Raw genomic sequence first — 6,805 nt, forward strand, 5'->3', positions numbered from 1 at the left:
AGCTCGTCGCGCAGGGACTCCAGGGTCTTGGCGTGTCCGTCCCACGGCACGGCGACGATCACGACGTCGCTGTCGCGTGCGCAGGCGGCGTTGTCCGCGCCGCGCACGCCGTGTCCGAGCTCGTCGGCGGCGGCCTGGGCGCGGTCCGCCGCACGGGAGCCGATGATCACGGACTGTCCGGCGCGGGCGAACCGGTAGGCGAGTCCGCGGCCCTGCGGGCCGGTGCCGCCGAGGACGCCGATGGTCAGGTCGGACACGTCGGGAAGGTCCCAGGGGTCCTTGGCGGGGGGCTTGGGCGCGCTGCCGCTGTCATTCGTAGTCATGGCCCCGACACTACTGCCAGGTAGGGGGGCGGGACGGTGCGTCCTCGGCCAGTGGGACTGCTCTGCGCACGGGAGCTCGTAAGGGTGGTTCCGCCGCCGTTCGCCGGTGCGGGGAGCCCGTTTGGTGCATGATGCCGGGCCATGGATGCCGTACGTGTGGCGCTGCTGCGTGAGGTGCTGGCGAAGACCCAGTGGCCGGCGGCGACCCGGCGGTTCGCCGGGACGCTGCGCTCGTCCGTCGTGCCGCACGGCGGCGGGCTGCTGCTGGTGGGGACCGAGGTGTACGAGCCGTGGCACCTGGCGGCCCATCTGGTCGACGAGTCCACCTGGTCCGGGTTCCCCGAGCTGACGCCCACGCTGGTACGCCACCGCGTGCGGCCGGGCGACCCGGCTCACCTGTCCGTGGGGCTCGGGCGGATCGAGGCGGCCGGGCGGGGCGAGACGCTGCTCGTGGTGGTACCGGAGCGGCCGGGCGAGGGACTGCTGGAGCGGGTGCACGATGCCCGCCGGGCCGGGGCGACGGTCCTGTCGCTGGACAACGGTGATCCGGAGGTGCGGGGGCTCGCCCACGAGGCGCTCTCCGTGACGGGCGGCGACGATGTGGACCTGGACACGGTCCAGCACCTGGTCAGCGCGGCGGCGGGGGAGAACGGCACGCCCGCGCAGCGCGGCCGGCTGCGGTTCCGGGACCGGCTGTCCCGGCTGGCCGACCAGCTGACCGCGCCGCCGCCGGCGCGGTGGTGACCAGGAACACCCCCGGTACCCGTCCCCCTGGGTGAAATCTGGTTGCACCAGGCACGCACCGGGCCGGACCATGTCTCCTCGTGACCTCTCGCACCTCCCTCGCCGCCAGGCTGGCCGCGCTGCTTCCCGACCTCTCCCCCTGGCGTTCCTCGGCGGACTTCCGGCTGCTGTGGGTGCAGGGCATCGTCACCTACTTCGGCAGCTTCATGGCCCTGATCGCGCTGCCGCTCCAGATCAAGGACCTCACCGGATCTCCGCTCGCGGTCGGCGCGATGGGCGCGGTCGAGCTGGTGCCCCTGGTCGTGTTCGGGCTCTACGGCGGTGCGCTCGCCGACGCGGCCGACCGCCGCAAGGTCATCCTGGCCACCGAGGCGGGCCTGGGGCTGCTCGCGCTGGTCCTGCTGGTGAACGCGGCCCTGCCCGATCCGATGCTGTGGCCGCTGTACGTAGTGGCGGGCGGTGTCTCCGCGCTGGCCGGGCTCCAGCGGCCCGCGCTGGACTCGCTGATGGCCCGCATCGTGCCGCACGACCAGCTGGGCGCCGCCGCCGCGCTGAACTCGCTGCGCTGGCAGGCCGGCGCGATCATGGGGCCGGCGCTGGCGGGCCTGGTGGTGGCCTATGCCGGGCACGCGACGGCGTACGGGGTCACCGTGGTCACGTTCGCCGTCTCCGTCGTGCTGTGCCGCAGGCTGGCGCCCGCGCCGCCCGCGGAGCAGGGGACGAAGCCGTCGCTGCGCGGCATCGTGGAGGGGGCGCGCTACGCGTGGAGCCGGCCGGTGCTGCTCGGGACGTACGCGATCGACATGGCGGCGATGTTCTTCGCCTTCCCGAACACGATCTTCCCGTTCCTCGCCGACGAGCTGGACGCCGAGTGGTCGCTGGGGCTGATGTACGCGGCGGGCTCGGTCGGCTCCCTCGTCCTGGGGCTGACCAGCGGCTGGACCTCACGGGTACGCCGGCACGGGCTGTTCGTGGTGTTCGGTGCGGCCGTCTGGGGGCTGGCGATCGCGGCAGCGGGCTGGTTCGGCGACGTGTGGCTGGTGCTGGCCTGCCTGACGGTCGCCGGAGCGGGCGACATGCTCAGCGGCCTCGGCCGTTCGACCATCTGGAACCAGACGATCCCGGAGGAGCTGCGGGGCCGTCTCGCGGGCATAGAGGTGCTCTCGTACAGCGTCGGCCCGCAGCTGGGCCAGGTCCGGGCCGGCGGCATGGCCGGGTGGACGGGCACCAGGACCGCGGTCTGGTCCGGGGGCGTCGCCTGTGTCGCCTCGGTGGCGCTGCTGGCCACGGCCCTGCCGAAGCTCCTGACGTACGACTCGGAGACGGACGAGGACGCGCTGCGCAGACGGGCGCGGAGCGAGGAGGCACTGCGGGCGGCGCCGACGGGCTGAGCCCGGGACCGCGGCCCCGGGCTCTTCCCTCAGCCGCCCGCGTTCTCGTCCGGGTCCGGCCTGTCGTGCCATTTCGGGTCGGTCTCCCACTCCAGGTTCCGCTCCTGCGCGGTCTCCATCGCGCGCTGCGCCTCCTGGCGGGAGGTGTACGGGCCGAATCGGTCCTTGGCCGGGCACTCGGGGCCCTCCTCGACCTTTTTGTGCTCCAGGCAGTAGAACCACTCGCCCGGCTTGCCGACCGTGCGCTTCTTGAACAGGGCCATCAGCGGCTCCTTTCCTCGGTGCCATGCTGCCCCAGACACGCTGGTTAGACTCGCTGGCATGTCTGGCCAGTCGCTGCTTGTACCAGGGGAGCTCACTCCCGTCCGTTCCGTGCCCGGAAACATCCGGCGCCCCGAGTATGTGGGCAAGCCCGCCCCGACGCCGTACAGCGGCCCGGAGGTCCAGGACGCCGACACCGTCGAGCGCATGCGCATCGCCGGACGCATCGCCGCCCAGGCGATGGGCGAGGCCGCGAAGCACATCGCCCCGGGCGTCACCACGGACGAACTCGACCGGGTCGCGCATGAGTTCATGTGCGACCACGGCGCGTACCCGTCGACGCTGGGTTACCGGGGCTTCCCCAAGTCGCTCTGCACCTCGCTCAACGAGGTGATCTGCCACGGCATCCCGGACTCCACGGTGCTGCGCGACGGCGACATCGTGAACCTCGACGTGACGGCGTACATCAACGGGGTGCACGGCGACAACAACGCCACCTACCTCTGCGGTGACGTGGACGAGGAGTCGCGGCTGCTCGTGGAACGCACCGAGGAGTCGCTGAGGCGGGCGATCAAGGCGGTGCGGCCGGGCCGCCAGGTCAATGTGATCGGCCGGGTCATCGAGTCGTACGCGAAGCGCTTCGGGTACGGGGTGGTGCGGGACTTCACGGGGCACGGGATCAACTCCTCGTTCCACTCCGGGCTGATCATTCCGCACTACGACAGCCCGCACGCCACCACCGTGATGCAGCCCGGGATGACGTTCACGATCGAGCCGATGCTGACGCTCGGGTCCCACGACTACGACATGTGGGACGACGGCTGGACCGTGGTCACGAAGGACCGCAAGCGCACCGCGCAGTTCGAGCACACGCTCGTGGTGACGGAGACGGGCGCGGAGATCCTGACGCTTCCGTAGCCCAGCCGACCGCCTCATCCTCCAACGGCCGCCCCTCGTGGGCGGCCGTTCCCGTTTCCCCTGCCGTCACTTACCGACAGCACGTCGGGAAACAGTTGACTTAGGTAAGCCTAAGTAGGAAGATCGACCCATCGGCGGACACCGGGGCGAACAGTCTCGGCGGGCCGACATTTCCGTCTCTTTCTGGACTTCCCGTCCCCCTCGGTCCCCGGAGGCCCGCTTTGGACGCAACCGTCACCGCCACGCCCTTCTCGACGCTGATCCGCACCGCGTCGCACGAGCAGCACACCGAGGCGGAGACCTCGACCTTCATGAGCGATCTGCTCGGCGGGCGCCTCGGGGTGGACGCGTACACGCGCTACACCGAGCAGCTGTGGTTCGTGTACCGGGCGCTGGAGGACGGGTCGCCGGCGCTGGCCGACGACCCGGTCGCCGGGCCGTTCATCCAGCCCGAGCTGATGCGCACCACCGAGCTGGAGCGCGATCTGGCCCATCTGCGGGGTGCGGACTGGCGCGAGGGCCTGGAGCCGCTCCCGGCGACGGCCGCGTACGCCGCACGCGTCGCCGAGTGCGCCCGCACCTGGCCCGCCGGGTACATCGCCCACCACTACACGCGCTACCTGGGCGACCTGTCGGGCGGTCAGATCATCCGCGACAAGGCGGAGAAGACGTGGGGCTTCTCGCGCAAGGGCGACGGTGTGCGGTTCTACGTCTTCGAGGAGATAGCCAACCCCGCTTCCTTCAAGCGGGGTTACCGGGATTTGCTGGACGCGGTGAACGCGGACGACCTGGAGAAGCAGCGGATCGTGGACGAGTGCAAGCGCGCGTTCGCGCTGAACACGGCGGTGTTCCGGGAGCTGGGTGAGGTGTTCCCGCTCAGCGCGTAGCCCTTGGCGGGCGGCGGTGGGGTACCCGGGCTCGGGTGCCCCACCGCTTCGTTCCGTCCTCAGTCGCCGGACGGGCTTGATCGCGCCGCTACAGGCCCGCTTGTGCCAGCACGACCCGGCCGCCGATCTCCACCGTGCCGGCCGGGGCGGGGGCCGTGAGGATCTGGGAGCCGCGGCCCTGCCTGATGTTCAGGGCGCGGCCCAGCTGTGCGCTGAGCAGCAGCGCGGCCGCCCCGGTCGCCTCGTCCTCCGCGATCCCATCGGACCTGCGCGGAAACGCCCGCGCTCGCACCCGGCCCGCCGCCTCGTCCTCCCACGCCCAGGCGTACAGCCAGCCCTCGCCGGGCGGCGGGGCGGGCAGCGCGTCGACCTCGGCGACCGAGGCGTACTGCTGAAGTGTGCGCGGCGGCGCCCACTCGGGGCGGGCGGTGATCCAGCTGAACTCCCCGTCCTGGCGGGCGAAGACCTCCCCCACCCCCAGCTCCAGGACCTCCAGGTCGAGCAGCCAGGCGGCGCCGACCACGGGGTGTCCGGCGAACGGCAGCCGGAGGCCGGGGGTGTAGATGTCCAGATGGCCGCGCTCGGGGTCGTCCACGAACACGGTCTCGCTGAAGCCGAGCTTCCGGGCGAGTTCCTGCCGGGACACCTCGTCGGGGTGGCCGCGTCCGTCGCGTACGACACCGAGCGCGTTCCCGTGCCGGCCGTCGGGGCCACAGAACACGCGCAGTACGTCGATGCCGGCGGGTACGTCGTAGTCATTCACGTGCGCATTCAAGCACCGCCCGGGCACCCGCCCCGTGAGAGGGCCGGTACCCGGGCGGTGCGCCGCTGGATCAGACGGTACGACGGCGGCGGGCCACGACGACCGCTGCCGCCCCGGCCGCGACGATGACGCCCGAGGCGGCGAACAGGGCGCCCGCCGGGAGGTCGGAGCCGGTGGAGGCCAGGGCGCCCGAGCCGCCGACCGTACCGCCGCCGCCCACGGTCCCGCCCGTGGTGGCCGAGCCGAGGGCCGAGGAGCCGCCCGTCGAGCCGCCGGTGGACGGCAGTTCGGCGTCCTTGTCGAGGGCGACCGCGACCGTCAGCGCGTCGAGCTGCGCGCCCGCCTCGTACATCCCGCCGAAGGCCTTGGTGCCGTCGGCGGTGAGGGTGGCCGGTACGGCGGAGAGGGTCACCACACCGTCCTTGGCGGTGAGTCCGCCCGCGGGCAGCTCGAGGTCGGCGACGGCCAGACCGCTGTAGGTGGCGATCTTCTTCGTCTCACGGTCCTTGGTGGACACGTCGGCGACGAGCTTGCCCCTGGTCCCGTCCGCCCGGATCTTCAGGTTGGTCAGGGACAGGTCCAGGGTGTATGCGCCGTTCTCCTCGTGGCCCAGGAAGCGGACCCTGCCGTCGAAGGCGGCGCTGAGGGTCTGCTTCCCGGCGTCGAAGCGGCCGGTGGCGCCGGGGAAGCGGTAGCCGCTGCCCGTCGCGGTGGCACCGGCGGTCGTCTCGACCTTGCCGTGGGCGATGGGGCCCGTGACGTACGAGCGGAAGGAGGCCTTGACGCCCCAGTTCAGGGTGCCGTCGACGATCGCGCCCGGGTCGGCGGCCGGCTTGTCGGTGACCGTGGCGGTCGGCGACGGCTTCGGCGTGGACCCGGTCGGCTGCGCCGTGGGCTTCTCGGTCGGCTTCTCGGTCGGCTTCTCGGTGGGCTTCTCCGTCGGCTTCTCGGTGGGCTTCTCCGTCGGCTCGGCCGGATCCGTCGGCTTCTCGGTCGGGGTGGCGACCGCCTTCACCGTGAGTGTGGCCGGGTCGAGCACCTCCCCTTCCTTGTACTGGCCGTTGAAGGCCTCGGAGCCGGCCTTCGTCAGCTTCGCGGGGATGTCCTTGAAGACCATCGCCCCGCCCGCGCCCTGGCCCGGCCGGACGGCCGACAGGTCGAGGTCGGCGACCGCCACGTCGTTCGCGGTGCCGGCCGGGGTCGCCACGTCGGCGGTGATAGCGCCGCCCGTGCCGGCCGTGGAGAGCTTGACGTCCGAGAGCGTGATGTCCAGGACACCGCCGTGCGCGGAGAAGTTGACGCCCCCCTCGAAGGCGGTGTCGGTGCCGTGCGTGGTCATGTCGTACGTGCCCTTGCCGTTGACAAAGGTGAAGACACCGTTGCCCGCGGCCTGGGTCGCGCCGTCCTTGACCGTGATCTTTCCGGCGGCGCCGATGTACTTGCGGAAGGACTCCTTGAAGCCCCAGTCCAGCGTGCCGTCCTTCAGTTCCATCGCGGGGGCGGCCGCGGTGGCGCTGG

The 6,805-nt window shown here is 72.1% G+C and carries 8 protein-coding genes; 4 read left to right on the forward strand and 4 right to left on the reverse strand.

What is annotated here, in order from left to right:
• Positions 1-323, reverse strand: a 323-nt coding sequence (locus JGS39_RS35625; protein WP_219573904.1) for an NAD(P)-binding domain-containing protein, incomplete at its 3' end; no start/stop codon positions are given.
• Positions 324-464: 141 nt separating this feature from the next.
• On the opposite strand from JGS39_RS35625, the gene JGS39_RS35630 reads away from it, so the two are divergent.
• Positions 465-1,067: a hypothetical protein gene (locus JGS39_RS35630; RefSeq protein WP_219573905.1), complete on the forward strand. Its 603-nt coding sequence runs from the start codon at positions 465-467 to the stop codon at positions 1,065-1,067.
• Positions 1,068-1,147: 80 nt separating this feature from the next.
• On the forward strand, positions 1,148-2,458 hold the full coding sequence (locus JGS39_RS35635) for an MFS transporter (protein ID WP_219573906.1): 1,311 nt from the start codon (positions 1,148-1,150) through the stop codon (positions 2,456-2,458).
• Between the two features lie 29 nt (positions 2,459-2,487).
• Here the strand turns inward: JGS39_RS35635 and JGS39_RS35640 are convergent, their stop codons facing one another.
• On the reverse strand, positions 2,488-2,721 hold the full coding sequence (locus tag JGS39_RS35640) for a hypothetical protein (RefSeq protein ID WP_219573907.1): 234 nt from the start codon (positions 2,719-2,721) through the stop codon (positions 2,488-2,490).
• A 58-nt stretch (positions 2,722-2,779) separates the two neighbouring features.
• Here JGS39_RS35640 and map point away from each other — a divergent pair, with 58 nt between their 5' ends.
• Together map and JGS39_RS35650 are read left to right on the forward strand one after the other, a co-directional pair.
• On the forward strand, positions 2,780-3,637 hold the full coding sequence (gene map, locus JGS39_RS35645) for a type I methionyl aminopeptidase (RefSeq protein WP_219573908.1): 858 nt from the start codon (positions 2,780-2,782) through the stop codon (positions 3,635-3,637).
• A gap of 221 nt (positions 3,638-3,858) precedes the next feature.
• Positions 3,859-4,524: a biliverdin-producing heme oxygenase gene (locus tag JGS39_RS35650; RefSeq protein WP_219573909.1), complete on the forward strand. Its 666-nt coding sequence runs from the start codon at positions 3,859-3,861 to the stop codon at positions 4,522-4,524.
• Positions 4,525-4,612: 88 nt separating this feature from the next.
• Here the strand turns inward: JGS39_RS35650 and JGS39_RS35655 are convergent, their stop codons facing one another.
• Both JGS39_RS35655 and JGS39_RS35660 read right to left on the reverse strand, forming a co-directional pair.
• Complete coding sequence (locus tag JGS39_RS35655) at positions 4,613-5,287, reverse strand: PhzF family phenazine biosynthesis protein (protein WP_219573910.1); 675 nt, start codon at positions 5,285-5,287, stop codon at positions 4,613-4,615.
• A 70-nt stretch (positions 5,288-5,357) separates the two neighbouring features.
• Positions 5,358-6,805 (reverse strand): HtaA domain-containing protein (locus tag JGS39_RS35660; protein ID WP_219573911.1); only part of this gene is annotated, 1,448 nt, incomplete at its 5' end.

The sequence above is a fragment of the Streptomyces poriferorum genome, assembly GCF_019399235.1.
GTDB lineage: Bacteria > Actinomycetota > Actinomycetes > Streptomycetales > Streptomycetaceae > Streptomyces > Streptomyces poriferorum.

What these genes read in the sequence shown, in the direction of transcription:
- JGS39_RS35630 (WP_219573905.1), top strand. Translation starts at nt 465, where the DNA reads ATGGATGCCGTACGTGTGGCGCTGCTGCGTGAGGTGCTGGCGAAGACC.
- JGS39_RS35640 (WP_219573907.1), bottom strand. Translation starts at nt 2,721, where the DNA reads ATGGCCCTGTTCAAGAAGCGCACGGTCGGCAAGCCGGGCGAGTGGTTC.
- map (WP_219573908.1), top strand. Translation starts at nt 2,780, where the DNA reads ATGTCTGGCCAGTCGCTGCTTGTACCAGGGGAGCTCACTCCCGTCCGT.